Annotated in this window: 18 protein-coding genes and 2 pseudogenes; 4 read left to right on the top strand and 16 right to left on the bottom strand. The window is 40.4% G+C overall.

Going from position 1 to position 18044, the window contains the following annotated elements; genetic code table 11:
- Nucleotides 1-39: 39 nt before the first annotated feature.
- The 13 genes from ylqF to smc form a co-directional block, all read right to left on the bottom strand.
- On the bottom strand, nt 40-888 hold the full coding sequence (ylqF, locus tag CZ382_RS05305) for a ribosome biogenesis GTPase YlqF (protein WP_088050172.1): 849 nt from the start codon (nt 886-888) through the stop codon (nt 40-42).
- A gap of 11 nt (nt 889-899) precedes the next feature.
- Nucleotides 900-1463: a signal peptidase I gene (gene lepB, locus CZ382_RS05300; RefSeq protein WP_088050171.1), complete on the bottom strand. Its 564-nt coding sequence runs from the start codon at nt 1461-1463 to the stop codon at nt 900-902.
- 299 nt (nt 1464-1762) lie between these two features.
- A complete protein-coding gene (gene rplS, locus CZ382_RS05295; RefSeq protein WP_088050170.1) occupies nt 1763-2107 on the bottom strand; it encodes a 50S ribosomal protein L19 in 345 nt (114 codons plus the stop codon).
- Nucleotides 2108-2268: 161 nt separating this feature from the next.
- A complete protein-coding gene (locus tag CZ382_RS05290; RefSeq protein WP_088050169.1) occupies nt 2269-2475 on the bottom strand; it encodes a hypothetical protein in 207 nt (68 codons plus the stop codon).
- A 120-nt stretch (nt 2476-2595) separates the two neighbouring features.
- Nucleotides 2596-3336 (bottom strand): tRNA (guanosine(37)-N1)-methyltransferase TrmD, encoded by a 741-nt coding sequence (gene trmD, locus CZ382_RS05285; RefSeq protein WP_088050168.1) that lies wholly within the window; start codon nt 3334-3336, stop codon nt 2596-2598.
- Nucleotides 3336-3851: a ribosome maturation factor RimM gene (gene rimM, locus CZ382_RS05280; protein WP_088050167.1), complete on the bottom strand. Its 516-nt coding sequence runs from the start codon at nt 3849-3851 to the stop codon at nt 3336-3338. The genes trmD and rimM overlap by 1 nt, the downstream gene beginning before the upstream one ends.
- Before the next feature lie 12 nt (nt 3852-3863).
- Nucleotides 3864-4253 (bottom strand): YlqD family protein, encoded by a 390-nt coding sequence (locus CZ382_RS05275; RefSeq protein ID WP_088050166.1) that lies wholly within the window; start codon nt 4251-4253, stop codon nt 3864-3866.
- Nucleotides 4254-4324: 71 nt separating this feature from the next.
- Complete coding sequence (locus tag CZ382_RS05270) at nt 4325-4552, bottom strand: KH domain-containing protein (protein WP_088050165.1); 228 nt, start codon at nt 4550-4552, stop codon at nt 4325-4327.
- A gap of 17 nt (nt 4553-4569) precedes the next feature.
- Nucleotides 4570-4839: a 30S ribosomal protein S16 gene (gene rpsP / locus CZ382_RS05265; RefSeq protein ID WP_088050164.1), complete on the bottom strand. Its 270-nt coding sequence runs from the start codon at nt 4837-4839 to the stop codon at nt 4570-4572.
- A gap of 182 nt (nt 4840-5021) precedes the next feature.
- Nucleotides 5022-6365 carry a signal recognition particle protein gene (ffh, locus tag CZ382_RS05260; protein ID WP_088050163.1) on the bottom strand — a complete coding sequence of 448 codons (1344 nt, stop codon included), beginning with the start codon at nt 6363-6365 and terminating at the stop codon, nt 5022-5024.
- A gap of 13 nt (nt 6366-6378) precedes the next feature.
- Nucleotides 6379-6708 (bottom strand): putative DNA-binding protein, encoded by a 330-nt coding sequence (locus CZ382_RS05255; RefSeq protein WP_088050162.1) that lies wholly within the window; start codon nt 6706-6708, stop codon nt 6379-6381.
- Nucleotides 6709-6757: 49 nt separating this feature from the next.
- A complete protein-coding gene (gene ftsY, locus CZ382_RS05250) occupies nt 6758-7753 on the bottom strand; it encodes a signal recognition particle-docking protein FtsY (RefSeq protein ID WP_088050161.1) in 996 nt (331 codons plus the stop codon).
- A gap of 115 nt (nt 7754-7868) precedes the next feature.
- Nucleotides 7869-11435, bottom strand: a complete 3567-nt coding sequence (gene smc / locus CZ382_RS05245) for a chromosome segregation protein SMC (RefSeq protein ID WP_088050160.1) — start codon at nt 11433-11435, stop codon at nt 7869-7871.
- Nucleotides 11436-11679: 244 nt separating this feature from the next.
- On the opposite strand from smc, the gene CZ382_RS05240 reads away from it, so the two are divergent.
- Nucleotides 11680-11904 carry a DUF1128 domain-containing protein gene (locus tag CZ382_RS05240; protein WP_088050159.1) on the top strand — a complete coding sequence of 75 codons (225 nt, stop codon included), beginning with the start codon at nt 11680-11682 and terminating at the stop codon, nt 11902-11904.
- 215 nt (nt 11905-12119) lie between these two features.
- Entirely contained in the window at nt 12120-13145 is a 1026-nt protein-coding gene (locus tag CZ382_RS05235) for a DUF3231 family protein (RefSeq protein ID WP_235000392.1), read from the top strand.
- Nucleotides 13146-13446: 301 nt separating this feature from the next.
- Here CZ382_RS05235 and CZ382_RS05230 read toward each other — a convergent pair whose 3' ends face one another.
- The 3 genes and pseudogenes from CZ382_RS05230 to CZ382_RS05225 all read right to left on the bottom strand — a co-directional run.
- The gene (locus CZ382_RS05230) at nt 13447-13989 is read right to left on the bottom strand and encodes a GNAT family N-acetyltransferase (RefSeq protein WP_088050157.1); all 543 of its coding nucleotides are present in this window, start codon (nt 13987-13989) and stop codon (nt 13447-13449) included.
- Between the two features lie 614 nt (nt 13990-14603).
- Nucleotides 14604-14849: pseudogene (locus tag CZ382_RS24760) on the bottom strand (FIMAH domain-containing protein); the annotation flags it as partial.
- Between the two features lie 24 nt (nt 14850-14873).
- Nucleotides 14874-15521: pseudogene (locus CZ382_RS05225) on the bottom strand (alpha/beta hydrolase family protein); the annotation flags it as partial.
- Between the two features lie 158 nt (nt 15522-15679).
- On the opposite strand from CZ382_RS05225, the gene istA reads away from it, so the two are divergent.
- Together istA and istB are read left to right on the top strand one after the other, a co-directional pair.
- Nucleotides 15680-17230 (top strand): IS21 family transposase, encoded by a 1551-nt coding sequence (gene istA / locus CZ382_RS05220; protein ID WP_088050155.1) that lies wholly within the window; start codon nt 15680-15682, stop codon nt 17228-17230.
- Nucleotides 17227-18006 (top strand): IS21-like element helper ATPase IstB, encoded by a 780-nt coding sequence (gene istB, locus CZ382_RS05215; RefSeq protein WP_088050154.1) that lies wholly within the window; start codon nt 17227-17229, stop codon nt 18004-18006. The genes istA and istB overlap by 4 nt, the downstream gene beginning before the upstream one ends.
- Nucleotides 18007-18044 lie beyond the last annotated feature (38 nt).

Below are 18044 nucleotides of genomic sequence, written 5' to 3'. Positions count from 1 at the left end.
AAAAAATAGGCATCCACCCGGAGATGTATGCCAAATCCATCAATCTTCAACTGACTCCAATGTTATTCTGCCCAGTTTGCCTGTCCGAAGATCGCGTATGACGACATCGGCAACCTTATCAAAATTAACATTGCCACCGCTTTCCAGACAGCCTCGTTGTTTACCAATTATCTCAAAAATTTCCCACATATCCTCCATATCAGGAGCAATTTGATATCTTTCTTCAAGCAAATCGGGATAATGCTGCTGCATGTACGTGATTACGAAAGCCGTTATATCCTGCATGGATAGCAGCTGGTCTTTTATCGTGCCTAATGCAGCAAGTCGATATCCAACAAGCTCATCTTCAAATTTCGGCCACAATATTCCCGGTGTGTCGAGCAATTCAAAATCTTTCTTTACCTTGATCCATAATTGCTGTTTGGTCACCCCAGGGCGATCTCCTGTTTTGGCGATTTTTTTGTTGGCAAGGCGATTAATTAATGTTGATTTACCGACATTCGGAACCCCGACAATCATGGCCCTTGCTGGACGGGGCTGTATTCCCTTGGCCTTCAGTTTTTCCATTTTTTCCTGGCCAAGCTCTTTAGCATTTTGGATGACGTGTTTTATATCTGCTTTATCATTTACATCGATCGCTACTGCTTTTGTACCTCTTTCATTAAAATAATCGACCCATTTTGTTGTTTCCCGCTGATCAGCCAAGTCTTTTTTCATCAAAACAATCATTTTTGACTTATTCTGTAAAGCCTGCTGCAGCATTGGGTTTTGCGATGATAATGGGGCGCGTGCATCAACTAATTCCATTACAAAATCAACTAGCTTTAACTTTTCCTCGACTTCACGTCGTGCTTTAGCCATGTGGCCTGGAAACCATTGTATCGGCATACCTTTTCACCCTATTCTTTTAATAACCGGAAACGATCGAATGGCCAGTAGACCAAACTGGTTTTTCCAACGATCTGATCCTCAGAGATCAATCCTAGTATACGGCTGTCTGTTGAGTTATCACGATTGTCACCGAGAACCAATACGTATCCATCAGGTATGGTTGTATCATTACCAGGTAAATCCTCTAACCGAAAATCATCCGTTAACACTTCCTGCGGTTCTAAATTTTCTTTCTGTTCCTCCAAGAAGGGTTCATCGACCGGTTCGCCATCAATATATAATACTTCATCTTTGACCGCAACATGCTCACCCGGCAGGCCAATTACGCGTTTGATAAAATCCTTCTTGTCCGTTGCATGAAAAACAACGATATCAAAGCGATCTGGTTCGCTAATGTTGTATACAAATTTGTTCACAATCATTTGATCCCCATTGTGCAATGTCGGTTGCATCGATGGACCGTCTACAACTATCGGGGCAAAAAAGAACGTCCGGACAATCAGAGCAAGTCCTAATGCAATCAACAGTGCCTTTAACCAGTCAAACCACTCATTTTTCTTCCGTTTGGCCATTACTTCCACTTCCCTCTACCAACTGCAATATGTATAGTGTAAACACTGGACTATTTTCCTATTCGAAAGAGAAAAAGAGCTTGCAACAGTGCCAAGCTCCTTCCTTTCTTTCTTAATTCATTCAACTTTCTACTGGCAGCAAAAGCCACGTCCAGTTCCAGCGCCCAGGGGCTAGTGGACTTCCTTCACCTCCGTACGATAAGTCAACATCGGTTCGCTTCCAGCTCACCGTGTTTCCTTTATCTCCTACGGTTCAGTCCAGTCCATACGCCCCTAACCGGGCACTTCCACTTTTGAATTTATCGACGTTCTTTAATTCGTGCTGCTTTACCGCGTAGATTACGAAGATAGTATAGTTTAGCACGACGTACGATACCACGACGGGAAACTTCGATTTTCGCAATTCGAGGTGAATGCACTGGGAATGTACGTTCAACACCTACACCATAAGAGATTTTTCTTACTGTAAACGTTTCGCTGATTCCACCGTTTTGACGCTTAATAACGACGCCTTCAAACACCTGAATACGTTCGCGCGTTCCTTCAACAACTTTAACGTGAACTTTTACAGTGTCACCCGCGCGGAAATCAGGATGATCTGTGCGAAGCTGATCTTTTGTGATGTCTTCGATTAATTTTTGCATCCTACTTCACTCCTTCCAAACCAATGCTCATATCTCACCAGGTGACAGCGGAACATCGTTTATAGCCCTTAAGCCGTACACTTAAGCACAACAATTAATATACCATAACAGTGAAGTGAGTTCAACTGTTTTCCGGTTAAATTCAATACTTTACGATGCATTTACCATTTTTTCTTTCTGTCATTGTTTCCATGAATTTTGTGATGGATATACTCCCGGTTATTCAATTGATACACATTTGCGGCACCAATAGCAACTACCATGAAAATAAACCCAACGATCATGCCAAATGTGAAGTAACCTAATAGGAAGCTTACGATAATAGTTATTAAAAGAACGGCTAAAAGATATAATAAAAATTTTTTCAAAGAACCTTCCTCCCCAAATCCAAGTTGCCTGCATTCAAAATTTAGGATTTATTATAGCTATTCATTCTTCCAATAATATCGCGATTCCTAACATAATATCCAAGCTGATAAAATCATTGTCTATCTTCTATCATACTTATTCTGAATTTCATCCAACAAGATCAAATCTTTTTCCGATAAATTCTCCCGCTCAATCAAATCTCTCCGCCGTTCATATGTCCGTCGTAACGATTCCTTCCTGCGCCATTGTGCAATTTTCCCATGATCACCGGAGAGCAAGATGTCTGGAACCTTCATGCCGCGGAAATCTGCTGGACGGGTATAATGCGGGTGCTCCAGTAATCCGGTTGAAAAGGAATCCTCTGGAGCTGATTCCTTGTTACCCAGCACATCCGGCAGCAGCCTGACAACACTATCAATAACTACCATTGCCCCAAGTTCCCCACCGGTTAGGACATAATCACCAATCGAAATTTCATCTGTTACAAGATGGTCCCTTATTCGTTCATCATAGCCTTCATAATGGCCACAAATGAAAACTAGATGTTCCTCCTTAGCCAATTCTTCCGCTTTCTTCTGATTATATGGCTCTCCCTGTGGACACATGAGGATAATTCGAGGTTTTGACTTGTCCTTCGTAACAGCCGAAACAGCATCAAATATCGGCTGCGGAGCCAAAACCATTCCTGCTCCGCCGCCATATGGGTAGTCATCTACTTTGCTATGCTTATTTTCCGTGTAGTCGCGAAAATTGATCAGATTGTAGCTGAACTTATTTTTTTCCTGGGCTTTTTGCAAAATGGAAGCATTAAAGACACCAGAAACCATCTCAGGAAAAAGCGTCAATACGTCGATATGCATCAGTCAAGCAGTCCTTCCATTGGCTCGATGATAACTTTCTTATTCGTGATATCCACTTCTTTTACAACATCCTCGATATACGGTATAAGCAGATCTTTCCCGGTTGACTGTTTCACGATCCAGACATCATTCGCCCCGGGTGCCAGAATCTCGCTTATCTTTCCAATTTTTTCCTCGTCATTGGTATACACATCACAGCCGATAATTTCATGGTAATAGTATTCATCTTCTTCCAGCTCCGTCAACTGTTCTTCAGAAATTTTTAATTGTGCACCTTTAAATTGCTCAACGTCGTTTATGTTATCATAATCCTGGAAGTGAACAAGGTCAAAACCTTGATGCATTCGATGGCCATCAATAATTAATGGAAAGGGTTCTTCTCTCTCTTTTACAACGTATAACGTTTCACCAATTGCAAAACGTTCTGCAAAGTCGCTGATTCGGAGTACCTTCACCTCACCGCGGATTCCATGTGTATTTACAATTTTTCCAACGTTGTACATGTTTTCTGTCATACTTTTCACCTGCTATTCATCAATCCGGATGACAACATCATCTTTAATGACAATTGCCCTATCTTCCATAATCTCATTCCAATGCGTTCCAACATCTACCTCAACAAGAGCTTCAACTTCCTTTTCAACGATTTCACTGCCGATTTCCAGCATGTCCAGCTGCTCCATTTTAAAATCAAGCAGCTTCATTTTCTCTTTCCGATTTTTAATTTCCTGCTGAAAACGGCTGGTCACTTCTTGTTTAGATACCCCTGTCTTGTTTTGCAATTTACGTTGTTCAAACAACAGTTGTTGACACTCTTGTTCAAGTCGCATTTTATGGTGATGAAAATTCATTTGCAATTTTTCCTTGCTCTTCTCTGTGACAATTTGTTTGATTAATACCTTTTTGATTATTTTCATACCTGTTCCTCGCTCTCATAAAACGATCTAAAACAGTCATGTGTAAAAAGGGAAAGGTATTCCCTCTCCCTTTACATAATATCCAAATAAATTCGTTTGTTTGTATCCTTTTGCGCTGCATATACAACGGTACGGATTGCTTTTGCAATACGTCCGTTTTTACCGATTACCTTCCCGACGTCCTCCTGATTTACAGTTAGATGGTAAACAATCTTCGTTTCTTCTTCTGTCTCCGTTACAGCAACATCGTCGGGATGATCGACAAGTGGGGTTACAATTGATTCGATTAGGGCTTTCATGATATCACACTACCTTACTATTGGTTTTTTTGGTCGTGGAATTTCTTCATGATGCCTTGTTTTGAAAAAAGGTTACGCACTGTATCACTAGGTTTTGCACCGTTTGTCATCCAGCTAAGCGCTTTTTCCTCATCAATCTTAACTTCAACCGGGTTAGCTACCGGATTATATGTTCCGATCTGTTCGATTTGACGTCCGTCACGAGGAGAACGCGAATCAGCTACCACAATGCGGTAAAAAGGATTTCGTTTTGATCCCATACGTTTCAAGCGAATTTTAACAGCCATGTTTTGCACCTCCAATTAAATGTTTATCACAAGTTTAGATTCTATCAGAAACTGGTTTGTCTGTAAAGTGTTTTTCCATTACAACACAAATATACGCTAAAGGCCGGGTTTATTTCGTCAGCGGAAAGAGCCACGTCCAGCTCTCTCGCCCAGCGGCTAACCGGGCGCTTCCGCTTTTGTGCTTACATAAAAGGAAACTTCATTCCCTTGCCTTTTTTCCCTTTTTGCATGTTGGTCATCTGCTTCATCATTTTCTTCATTTCACTAAATTGTTTAAGCAGACGGTTGACCTGTGATACCGTTGTGCCAGAACCCTTGGCAATCCGTTTTTTACGACTTGCATTCATAATTTCAGGTTCCTGCCGTTCCTTTTTCGTCATGGATTGAATGATTGCTTCAACCTTCGTCAGCTGGCTTTCATCAATCTGGGCATTTTTCAGCCCTTTCATTTTTCCTGCGCCGGGCATCATGGACAAAAGGTCTTCTAGTGGCCCCATTTTCTTTACTTGTCCCATTTGTTCCAAAAAGTCATCAAAGGTAAAGGACATGGAACGCATTTTTTCTTCTAATGCTTTTGCCTGCTTTTCATCGACAGTTGTTTGTGCTTTTTCGATTAAGGTTAAGACGTCACCCATACCAAGAATTCGAGACGCCATTCGTTCTGGATGGAAGGCTTCTAGTTGATCGAGCTTTTCGCCCATTCCGGCAAACTTAATCGGCTTATCGGTTACAGCCTTAATCGACAAAGCAGCACCACCGCGGGTATCGCCATCGAGCTTTGTCAGTACTACACCGGAAATATCCAGTTGTTCATTAAAGCTTTCCGCAACATTTACCGCATCTTGTCCGGTCATCGCATCCACAACAAGGAAAATCTCATCTGGCCGGACTGTTGTTTTTATTTGCTGCAATTCATTCATCAGTTCATGGTCAACGTGCAAACGTCCGGCTGTATCAATGATGACATAATCGTTATGTTCTTCTTTTGCCTGTTCAATCGCTTTCCCGGCAATGTCAACCGGATTTGCATCTGTCCCCATAGAAAATACCGGCATGTTTAACTGTGTTCCTAACGTTTCCAGCTGTTTGATTGCCGCCGGCCGATAAACGTCACAGGCAACTAAAAGCGGATTGCGATTATGTTTCTTTCGCAGTAAATTAGCAAGCTTTCCTGTCGTTGTTGTTTTACCAGCACCTTGCAGACCAACCATCATAATAACAGTTGGGGATTTATCAGCAACTGCAATCTTGCTTTGTTCACCGCCCATCAGATTGGTTAATTCTTCTTTAACAACTTTAATAACCTGCTGCCCGGGTGTCAGGCTTTCCATTACCTCCTGACCTACAGCACGTTCCTTAATCCGCTTGATTAAGTCCTTTACTACCTTAAAGTTTACATCGGCTTCAAGCAAAGCGAGACGAACTTCACGTGTCATTTCTTTAACGTCTTGTTCACTCACCTTACCCTTACCTGTTATTTTTTTAATTGTACTTTGTAAACGGTCGGAAAGTCCTTCAAACGCCATAGAAGGTGTCCCCCTAATCTAATTCTTTTAATTGTTCGATCATCGTTAAAATTGCATTGCTTGCTTTAGTAGCTTCTGCTGCTTGTTCCAATTTTTCCAGGAGAGCAGCACGTTTCTGGAATTTCTCGTATAAATGCAGTTTTTTTTCATAGGTTTCAAGCATCATTTCAGTACGTTTAATATTATCATAAACAGCCTGTCTCGATACTTGCGATAATTCCGATATCTCACCGAGCGAATAATCCTCCAGATAGTACATTTCCATATAGCTCCGCTGCTTAGGGGTTAATAGTGCTTGATAAAAATCAAATAAATAATTGACTCGTGTCGTCTTTTCCAGCAATCCGAACACCCCTTGTTAAGTGGAATCCCTTTACAAATTTATACTACCATTATTCGCTGTCCTCTTCAAGCAGATCAGCAAATAAACCATAGACAAACGCATTGGCATCAAATACTTGCAGATCATTCACCTGTTCGCCGAGCCCGACAAATTTCACTGGAATATGAAGTTCATTGCGGATTGCCAGCACAATGCCGCCTTTGGCCGTACCATCTAGCTTCGTTAACACAATTCCGGAAACGTTTGTTGCTTCGGAAAACGTTTTAGCCTGACTCATGGCATTTTGACCTGTAGTTGCATCTAACACAAGTAATACTTCGTGTGGTGCACCAGGAATTTCCTTTTCGATAACCCGCTTCACCTTGGCAAGCTCATTCATTAGATTGACTTTATTTTGCAGCCTGCCAGCTGTGTCACAGATCAATACATCCGCACCCCGGGACTTTGCCGCCTTTATTCCATCAAAAATCACGGCTGCCGGATCACTGCCAGCGTTTTGTTTAATGACATCAACGCCAGCACGTTCACCCCATACCTCCAGCTGTTCAATAGCACCGGCCCGGAATGTGTCACCCGCTGCTAAAATTACTTTGTTACCCTCCTGTTTTAACTGATGGGCGAGTTTTCCAATTGATGTAGTTTTACCAACACCATTTACACCGACAACCAATATAACGGTTAATTCATTTTCCTGGAGATTCAATACCTCGATTTCCTCATCGTCGTCACCGTAATAGATTTCGACCAGTTTTTCGGAAATAACTTCTTTTACTTCCTTCGTATCTTTAATATTTCGGCGTTTCACTTCCATTTTCAGTTCGTCAATCAAATCCATTACTGCTGTCACACCAACATCAGCTGAAATTAAAACCTCCTCCAGCTCTTCAAAAAAATCCTCATCGACTTTGCGGTAGCGAGCAATCAAATCATTGATTTTTCCCGAAAAAGAATTACGTGTTTTCTTCATCCCTTCTTTATATTTCGCTGACACTTCCTCGGAATCTTTTTGTTGAAATTTATTTTTCAGTTTATCCATGAAACCCATATTATCCACTTCCTTTTTTACTGGAATAGCGTATATAAACTAAGGAGCCATATTCATTATCAGGATAGGCCGCGTTGCGCCAAGCGGCTAACCGGGGCGCTTCCGTTTTTCCTTCTTATGACGTCATTAATTCCTGTGTGTCCTCCAGGCGAACAGAGACCAACCGTGAAACACCAGATTCCTGCATGGTCACCCCATACAATACATCTGCCTCTTCCATTGTACCTTTACGGTGGGTAATCACAATAAATTGTGTTTCTTTACTGTACATTTTTACATATTTGGCAAAGCGGACTACATTTGCCTCATCTAGTGCCGCTTCGACTTCATCAAGCACACAAAATGGCACCGGTCGTACGCGTAAAATGGCGAATAATAACGCAATCGCCGTTAACGCGCGTTCTCCACCGGATAGCAACCCTAGGTGCTGCAGTTTTTTACCTGGTGGTTCAGCAATAATATCAACACCAGTATCCAGCAGATTTTTCGGATCGGTTAATTTTAGTTCAGCACGTCCACCGCCAAATAGTTCCTTAAAGACAATTGCAAATTCTTCTTTTATTTGTGAAAAGGTTGATGAGAAGCGATTTTCCATCTCTTCATCCATCTCGGCAATAACGTTATGCAATGTTTGTTTCGCTTCTACCAGGTCAGTTTGCTGTTCCGATAAAAACGAATAACGCTCAGAGACACGCTCATATTCTTCAATTGCACCTAGATTAACGGTACCCAGCCGCTCGATCGATTGTTTCAGCGCTTCGACATTTCGCTTCACAGCTTCTGTATCTGAGGCTTTCTCATACGTCTGTTTCGCTCGCTCGTAAGTCAGCGTATATTCGGTTTGCAGTTTTGTAAGCCTATTTTCCAGATCAACATCCAGCCGATTTGCTTTTACCTCTTTAGTTTGAATTACCTCTACCAATGCCTGATGCTGTTTATTTTCTTCCTTCAGTTCCCGTTCTTGATCTTGAACAAGTTGTGTCCGCTTTGAACGGTCGGCACGCATTTCCTGAATCTTATTCGTAATTTGTTCCTTTTCGCCCTGTTTAACCTGAATATGTTCGTCAATTTCTTCTTCTGTTACTTCATTTTCCTTGAGATCAATTAATTCCGTCAATTTCATTGTTAACAGTTTATGTTGCTCTTCTAGTTCTGTCAATTGCTGCTGTCGTTCAGCAGTTTTTTCGCGCTGACTTTTCAGCCGTTCCTCTTGCTCCGCAAGCATTACCTGATATGCGTGATAATCCTGCTGCAACTGTTCCTGATTTTCCTTAAACAGTAAATCCCGTTCGGTTAAGTCAGCAATTTTCTGCTGAACTGCTGTCAATTGGTCGTTAAGTTCATTCAGCTCATTAGACAATTGTATCGCCCGTTGCTTAAGCTGCTCTAAATCTGCATCAAATTGCTGCTTATCCTGGTCATACATGGTTAAATTTTCATTTAATGATGCTTGCTTTAGTTCGATTTCTTTTAATTTTGACTGCATTTGCTGCAATGCATTCTGTTCCTCTACTAAATTCTCTTGCTGGGATTCCAGTTCTACTTCCTTTTGTTCGATTGTGTGCTTTTCTTCGTTTACACCTTGTTCAAACGAAATGGCCCGCTCCTGAAAATCAGCAAGTTTCGCGGTTATCTCCTGCAAGTCCTTATCCCGGGTAAACAACGACTGATTCGTTTTCTTTTTCGCCCCGCCTGACATGGAACCGCCAGGATTAACGACATCCCCATCCAGTGTTACAACCCTAACCTTCCGGGAAGCCATTTTGGCAATGTCATTTGCATCCTTTAATGTTTTGGCAACAATTGTCTGCCCCATTAAATGATTGATTGCTTTTTGGTACTTTTCGTTACAGGTAACTAAATCAGCAGCAATTCCTACGTATCCTTGATGACTTTCCGCTTTAGCCAAAATATCCCTTGTGACATATCTTGGCTGAATGGAAGCCAGCGGCAAAAAGGTGGCACGACCGCTATTTGTCTGTTTTAGCCAGGCAATCGCCTTCCTTGCTGCAGCATCATCCGCTACGACAATATGCTGCGCCTGACCGCCCAGAGCTGTCTCAATAGCGGTTATGTATTGTTTTGGTACATCAACCAGTTCAATTACTGCCCCATCAATTCTCTCAAGCTTTTGTTCCTCCCGTGCTTTTAAGACGGCTTTCACACCATAAAAAAAGCCTTGAAAATCCTCTTTCATTTCTTCGAGCATTTCCTTTTTTGATTTCAGTTTTTCGATATATTGATAACCTTGATAAAGCTTGGTTTGGGATTCTTGAAAATCGGTGCGATGCTGCTCCAGTTCCGTTTTCAACTGTTTAATGGACGCTTCTTTTTCCTGATAACGTTGCTGCTGCTTGGCAAGGGATTGATTTATTTGCGTCTGTTGTTCATCCAAATTTTCCCTGGCTGCTAAAAGATCACTAAACTTTTCTGCCTGTCGATCTTTTTTTACAGTGATTTGCTCAAGCTGCTGCTCGATCGAATGCTTTTCATTCCGTTTAGCTGCCTGGTCGTTCAAATACTCAATATAGTCCGCTTTTAATTCTTCAATTTGCTCGCTAATATTTTCTTTATCCATTGTCAGTTTTTTTTCCAGCTGTTCGGCCTTTTGTTTCGTTTCCCGACGCTGTTCCGTCAGCTCATGCAGTTGCTTTTTTTCCGTGGCTAACTCCTGTTCTAACTGTTCTATACGTGCCGTTGCTTCCTGTTGCTGTGATTCTAATTCAGCCTTGTTTTCGGAAAAATGCTTGGTCCGTTCATTTAACACTTGCTTTTTCCCTGCAAATTGTTCCAGTTCCTGGGTAATCGATAACAGGGATGATTGAAACAATTCAATTCGTTCATCGAGATCCTGAATAAATTGCCTTTCTTCTTCCACCTTTGCTTCCTTCTGCTGGATTGTCGTTTTCAGTTCAATTTCCCACATTTTTTCCGTTTCAATTTCAGCCAGCAATGTTTTCCATTCCCCATGGAGCTGTTCAATTTCCGCAATTAACAGCGAAATTTCCTGTTCTTTTAATTGTTCCTTCTGTTTCAGATATTCCTGCGCAGTTTCAGCTTGCTGCTGTAGTGGATCAATCTGTGATTCAATTTCATGAATAATATCTTCTACCCGATTTAAATTTTCCTGTGTTTCCGCTAATTTATATTCCGCTTTCTTTTTCCGCTGCTTATATTTTAAAACTCCTGCTGCCTCTTCAAAGATAGTCCGGCGTTCTTCCGCTTTCGAGCTTAAAATTTCTTCCACTTTCCCCTGACTAATAATCGAAAAAGCTTCTCGTCCAAGCCCAGAATCCATAAATAAATCAACAATATCTTTTAAACGGCAGGATTGTTTATTAATATAAAATTCACTGTCTCCTGAACGATAAACACGGCGCATTACACTAACCTCTTCATAATCAAGCGGCAATGTTTGATCCGTGTTATCCAATACTAATGTAACCTCTGCGACATTTAACGGTTTTCTTGTGTCACTCCCCTGAAAAATGATATCTTCCATTTTAGAGCCGCGTAATGATTTGGCCGATTGTTCCCCAAGAACCCAGCGCAGTGCATCGGTAATATTACTTTTGCCGCTTCCATTCGGTCCAACCACTGCCGTAACACCAGGAACAAAGTCAACATTAATCCGCTCCGCAAATGATTTAAAGCCAACACTTTCCAACCGTTTTAAATACATAACCATTCTCCTATCTTGCGGAAGCCGGAAGTAAGAGTCAGATTAACAGCGATCAGCAATATCGCTATTTTTTATATCTTAACCTCTTTAAACTTCGACTTCTCACCGTGCACCAAACAAAATTGTCTTTGGCTTTTTACCGCATTTATTTTATCATAAAGGGAGGAACAAAAGAAGAGCAAGACTGCTTTCCTACATATTTGGCATTATTTTTTACTATATTTTATGAAATGGGGGTGTTCATGTGGGTTTGGAAAATCCAACTGCAGAAAATTTAAAAGTAATCCTGGACGAATTGGCTGAAATGCTTGGTGTGGTGAACCGTTCCATAATGGATCCCGAAGATTATGATTTGGATAAATTCGAGGACTTGAAATTCATGTATGATATGGTTAAACAAAAAGGGCGGTTAAGTGCATCGGAAACGCAGGCTTTTATTGATGAATTGCGGGCTGTTCGGAAAGGGTGAACAAATGAGAATGTAATGTAAAAGAAGACTGGAATTTGTTTCTATTAGACTCATAAATAATTAGCAGTGCATCACTTGCATGAATAAGTGATGCTTTTTTATGTCTTTCATAAGATTATTCCTAATGACTACCTCCGCTAATTATATTCTAATATGGATAAAATTTGTCAAAACGGATAAACCTAAGTTTATCCTATATGAGGAGGATAATTATCATGAAACCAGAAATTAAATCAAACAGCACATATGAAAATTTAACATCAACGGAAATGGGTAAATTGTGGGTAGTTTATCAAGGAAATACCATGGCCAAGTGTGTTCTTCGTTATTATCTTCAACATGTTGAGGATAAGGATATCGAAAAGGTGATAGAAAACGCACTGAACCTGAGTGAGACGCTGCTTGAAAAGGTTGCAGCAATATTTACTCGAGCAAACTTCCCTGTACCAATTGGTCTAACAGAAGACGACGTGAATTTGGATGCTCCCAGGCTTTTTTCCGACGAATTTTATCTGCATTATTTAAAATATACGAGTAAATCCGGTATGAGCATTTATGCGATTGCTATACCTATTATGATAAGAAACGATATTAGAGAATTCTTTATTAATGCCTTTGATTCCACCGCAGACCTTATAAAAGAGGTTAATGATGTACTATTAAAGAAAGGCTTTTTACCAATTCCTCCATCAATCCCTGTTCCAGACCAGATTGATTTTATCAAAAAACAAGATTATTTAAATGGCTTTTTTGGAAATGTTCGTTCACTTCATGCTCTGGAAATCGCCCATCTTTACGATAACATTGAAAATAATATAGCTAGCAAGGCACTATTAATCGGATTTAGTCAAGTTGCCAAAGATGAACAAGTTAAGAAATTCCTTTTAAGAGGTAAGGAGCTTTCCAACAGACATATAGAAACCTCTGCGCAGCAGCTGCACAAGAATAATTTGCCATCTCCGACATTACTCGATGACCTTGTAAGTACTACTACTGTCGCGCCTTTTTCAGATAAATTAATGATTACGCATAAAATAGACATGTTTTCCATGAAAATCAGATCCTATGCTAATGCAGCATCACTCAACGGAAGACGTGATATTGGCGGAATGTATGCGAAGTTTTTAAAGGATGTCGCACTATATGTTGAGGATGGTGCTAATATTGCGATTGACAATGGCTGGATGGAACAACCACCAAAGGCAGCTGATCGAAATGATTTGGCGAAAAAGCGAGACTAAAAAGGGACAGGTTCCATGTCCCAATTTTTTTGAACTATCATAAGGACCATAATAGTAAGTGCTATCCTATCGCGATGGCTACTTGCTTCCAATATATATTTTATCCTGCCCTCTTCATCCTATTTCCATGATCCGTATGAGCAGAAGAACCAGCCAATTAAGCAAACTATGGCATCCAAATGTTGGTGACCTAGGATAAGGAAAGGGACAAGATTACGCTGTTTAAGCGTTATAAGTACGTTTCATATCATTTTTAACTAGTAGTAACACACTAACACGTAAGTCCCTTTCAAATCTGTATTTATTCGTCTAACGGATTAATAATAGCCAATACCTGATGATCCTCCCATCTCCCATTGATCTTCACATTCTTTTTCGCAATTCCTTCTTTGTGAAAACCCGATTTCTCCAGTACCCGGATAGACCCAATGTTATGTGGCATCACTCCAGCCTCAATTCGATGCAGCTTAAGCGTAGCAAACGCATAGTTCACAAGTAATTGCACAGCTTCTGTGGTATAACCTTTACCATTATGTGCTTGATCTAAAAAGTAGCCGATAAATGCAGCTTGTACTGAGCCGCGCGTCACTTGGAAAAGATTGATTGTTCCAACTAACCGATTATCATCATTTTTAAAAATCCCAAAATTATAATCACTATCTTGATCTCTATTCTCCTTATACGCTTGTATTCGTTTGACTTGTGCTTCAATTGTGTAAAAATCACTGTCCCGTTCCGTTGAAAATTTCTCGAAAAATGTTCTGTTGTCTAGTTGTAATTGAAGTAATGATTCCGCATCCTCTGTGACCAATTCTTTTAGATAAATATGATTTCCTTTGATAATAATCCCTCCGGTAAATTCTTACATACTTATAAATTCGTTAAACTACTTTCAATTCCTTTAAAAACACTATTTTTTATCTGAGAATTGTATCCGGTTAAAGACATCCTCAATTAAAAAAAGCGCATCCTTTACTCCACAATCACGCCCGATCGTATTAGAAGATTGATCTGCAAAATTGGTGTTAGATTTATGAAAGATGGATATTAATGGACTCAGACGATTATTGAAAATAAGGAAGAATCTAGAAAGCGTCTCCCGATCATTCGAGAGACGTTTCTTTTTTTATTCACAATTTTATTGTACGTATTACATAATAGTCTAAATAGATGATGACAAAGGCTACCACGCTCGTCAGAATTGGAACAATAATACTAGCATCTATTAGATCTGAGATAAAATTGATAGTAAAATTTAAGATAATACTACTGTGCAATTTAGAAGCAGCTAATAAAAGTCCCTTTGCTACCTCATAAATCTTTTAGCTTAGAACCTGTCCCTTAGCTTCTTTATCTGCTTTTTCTCATACAGTTTCATTTTTTTGCTGCCTCTAAAAAGCCGCATAAAAAGGCTTTTCGCTCCACTTCTAAAAGGTTTCTGTTACCCGTTTATAGATTTTATTGCCATTTCTTTATCAATTGATTCGCATCCGACTTCAGGGCGTTATAAGCTTTCTGGGATATCAAATCCGCTTTTTTCTGATGATTAAGCAGAAGTATAAATCCTTTCATGTGCTTGACAACCTTTTCCGCTGATCCTTGTTCTTCAAATTGGCTAACGGCGGACAGGTGAACCTTTAAGGCACGGGCGGCACCGTGGTTGGTAAATTCTCCTTCTGCTTCAAACCGTTCAACAAGCGTCTTCATATCAGCTGCACTGGTTAATTGCTGTGGATTGAATTTTACCCACTCCGCTATATCCCGAATAACATATTCAGGAATGTTCTCCGGGATAAAATATTCTTCCGGGGCGCTCATTCCCTCTTCACCTTCCGTAAAAAAGTGGTTGAGCTTTGGATAAAGCCGATATTCTACATTGTTGCGATGGGAGAGTTCTTTTTTCCAAATGGGAATTTCCATGTCTGCTTGTACCTGGTAATCCTCTTCACCCTGAATAATCAGCAGCGGTTTGGTTTGTTCCCTTGCCATCTCAGCAGCTTTAATATCATTTATCGAATCCCAAAACATGGGCTGACCCAGTTGAAAATCCTCGGGAGGATTTTCCCCGGTGAAATCAGGATCATTTAACAGTTCATATTGCCCTTTCATAAACTCATATAGTTCAAGCGGCATCTGACCAAGGGAATGTAGATAATCCAGTTGATCGAGAACCACATCCTGGATCGTTCTTGCAGGCCCTGCCATGACGATCGCTCCTTCGATGTTATTTCTTTTGTCTTTATTGATGATTTGCGGAACCATCATCCCTCCTTGGCTATGACCTAGAATGAAAATTTGATCATCGTCTATTTTTTGCTGCTTTTCGAGCAAATGAGTCGCAAGCATGGCATCATCGGTTGTTTCTTTATCCACAGTGAGTATGGCATTCAATATGTACCAGCCTTGCAATCTTTTTTACCACTAAATGCGGAGAATTTTACCACCTTTTGCGGAAGTCTTTACCATTTTATCGACTCCTGTATACTTAATGTGCATGCCAACCGGCATGACATTAGGAATACAGGAGGTTTTTTATGTTTCCATATCGACAGATGCTGGAATTATATGACGAGGAAAGGAGTTTACGAAATATCGCAGCGATGACTCGCCATTCACGACAAAAAGTCACAGAAGTCATACGATTAGCGGAAAAAAGGGGATTGAAATGTCCATTAGATGAAGAAATGACAGATTCTTGGATTGAAGATTTTCTCTATCCTGAGAAAAAACTGGAAGCTTCAGGTCGGCAAATGATTGATTTTGATTATCTGCATAAAGAGTTGGCCAAACCACATGTTACATTGACATTGCTTCATGAAGAATATGTGAGGAAATCCGAGGAACAAGAAAAGATTCCCTATGCCTACCGGACATTCACGGAGCATTACCATAACTTTGCCCAAAAATATAAAGCAACCTTGCGAATCAAACGGAAACCAGGGGAATTGTTAGAAGTAGATTGGGCAGGTTCTACTTTATTTATCATTGATCCCGATACAGGGGAAAAAGTGAAAGTGTATGTATTTGTGGCAACTTTACCATGTTCGCTGCTTTCCTATGTCGAAGGTTCTTTATCCATGGATTTAGCGTCTTGGATAAAGCTTCATCAACACACGTTTGAATACATGGGAGGAAGCACTCAAATCATTGTTCCAGACAATTTAAAGACAGGAGTGACCAAACATACCCGCAAAGAACTGGTGTTAAACAAAACATACGAAGAAATGGTCCGCCACTATCACTCGGTGGTCATGCCAGCACGCGTGCGTTCACCAAAGGATAAACCGAATGTAGAAGGTTCCGTGAACACGGTGTCAACCTGGATTATTGCCGCATTAAGGAATACTCAATGTTTTACGATAGAGGAAATAAACCAGGAGATTCGAAAGAAACTGGAGGAGTTTAACCACCGGCCTTTCACAAAAAAAGAAGGCTCCCGTTGGTCAGCATTTATAGAAGAAGAGAAGTACGCCCTTACTCCTCTTCCCGCTAAGCCCTACCAGATGTCTGAGTGGCGAACAGCCAAAGTGCAGCCTGATTATCATATCTCTGTAAAAAGTATGTTTTACTCCGTTCCCTATGAGTATATAGGAAAACAAGTCGATGTGAAAGTCTCAGATGAGGCGATTGAAGTTTATTTCAATTACATGAGAATCGCTTCTCATCCAACACTGCATGGGAAATACGGGCAATTTTCTACTGTACATGATCATATGCCGGATAATCATAAACTTTACGTGGAACAAACACCGCAAGACGCATTGGATTGGGCGGAGAATATTGGAGAACATACGCTATTTGTGGTGAAGTTTCTATTGGATAGCTACGAAGTTGAAAAACAAGCAATGAAGTCCGTCTTTGCCCTAAAGAAACTGGAGCGTACCTATACTGTTTATGAAATCGAACGTGCGTGTAAAATGGTGCATGAAATCACGAATCGACCAACCGTGAAAAGTATTCAAACACTTATCAAAAACAATAAAAAAGCAGACTCAGAGAAAACTTTCACACAGAAGAAAGATAATGTGCAAAATAAGCACGGTTTCACTCGCGGGGCTTCTTATTTTGGAGGGAAAAATAAATGAATCAACAGAATATAGATAAACTAAAAGCATTGAAACTATCAGGGATGGCAGAAGCCTATGAAACTATTTCTACCAAGGGAGAAAATAAAGAGATGGATTTTGATACATTATTCGGCATCTTGATTGACCATGAGGAATCCCGGCGGAAAAGCAATAAAATCAATCGACTTCTTAAACAGGCAGCATTTCCTGAGTCTGCCTCTATGGAGGAAATCATCTACTATGAAGATCGAAAACTGGATAAGGATTTAATCTTACGTCTAGCCAGTGGCAGTTATATTCTGGATGGGAGAAATATTATCTTTAAAGGAGTGTCTGGAGCCGGGAAGTCTTGGATGGCTATCGCATTTGGTGTACAAGCATGCCGTCAATTCTTCAAGGTTCAATATACACGACTTCCAGATTTATTAGAAGCATTTAAAATAGCAAAATATCAACAGGATGACAGCTACACCAAATTAATGAAAAAGCTTCTGAAGGTTGACCTTCTTATTCTTGATGAATGGCTGCTTTATACATTAACGGATGAAGAAACAGCTCTCCTTCTTGAAGTGATTAATACAAGACGTCAGGCAAAACAATCCAATATATTCTGTTCCCAATTTGATCTTGATGGATGGTATGAAAAATTGGGAGGCGGAACCCTGGCAGAAGCCATTCTAGACCGGATTGTTCATGATTCTTATGATATTTTTATTGACGGAAAAGTATCGATGCGTGAACGTCTTGGTGTGCACCATCAAAAGAAAAACGATGAAGAGAACAGCAGCCTTTAATAAATACCAAGAATAAGAACAGAAAGGGAGTTTTAAAT

It is taken from the genome of Virgibacillus dakarensis, assembly GCF_900155625.1.
GTDB classification, from domain to species: Bacteria; Bacillota; Bacilli; order Bacillales; family Amphibacillaceae; genus Lentibacillus_C; species Lentibacillus_C populi.
Note: the sequence above shows the minus strand (reverse complement) of the source record. Positions and strands in the feature narration are given on the sequence as shown.